Source organism: Bartonella taylorii 8TBB, from assembly GCF_902825155.1.
In the GTDB taxonomy this organism is placed as follows: domain Bacteria; phylum Pseudomonadota; class Alphaproteobacteria; order Rhizobiales; family Rhizobiaceae; genus Bartonella; species Bartonella taylorii_A.
This window is the reverse complement of record NZ_CADEAG010000053.1, coordinates 1-700: the sequence shown is the minus strand read 5'-3', so window position 1 is coordinate 700 and position 700 is coordinate 1. Positions and strand designations below refer to the sequence as shown.

Here is a 700-nt window from a genome sequence, read left to right as displayed (position 1 = left end):
TTATAAATTTTTGCATGGCTATAAATACAAGCCAAGCCAGAAACCTTGGCATGACCATAAACGCGTGCATAACTAAAAACCGTAGCATCATAAGAAACATGCGCATGGTCATAAATATGAGCATCAGCAAGAACGCGGGCACTACCATTCACATGAGCATTACCATAAACATTGCCATAAACATGAGCATTGCCATAGACAAAAGCATGGTCATAAACTTTAGCATATTGAGAGATAAAAGCTTTTCCATAGACTTCAGCATTGCCATAAACTTGACCACAGACTTGAGAAAAATGGCGTATTTTTGCATCATCATACACTCTTGCATGACCGTAGACACAAGCCTCATCATACACCCAGCAATTACCATCATGAGAGAGGTTGCTTTCCTTTTCAATAAAGCCACCTAAATCTCCAGCCTTAACATCAGCAAAGTCTTTTAATGCTTGAATGCGATAAAGAGTATGATTACCAAATACACGCGTTTCATTTGTGAGTGCAAACTTCTTTTGCATGAGCACAATTCCTTTAATAAAGAGATTTAAATTTTTAAATGAGATGTTTAAAGGAGGGCGCCCCCGCCGCGCCCACGCGTTATTTAAGCAGCGTCTTTTAGTGACTGATTATCATCACAGATATCATTACGAATTTTTGCATGGCTATTCACAACGGCATTGCCATAAATTTTTACCTGATGATC

1 protein-coding gene is annotated in these 700 nt (G+C 38.7%); it reads right to left on the bottom strand.

From position 1 onward, the window contains the following. Window positions 1-515 (bottom strand): hypothetical protein (locus tag J7R13_RS08585; protein ID WP_208438288.1); only part of this gene is annotated, 515 nt, incomplete at its 3' end. Between the last annotated feature and the right edge of the window lie 185 nt (window positions 516-700).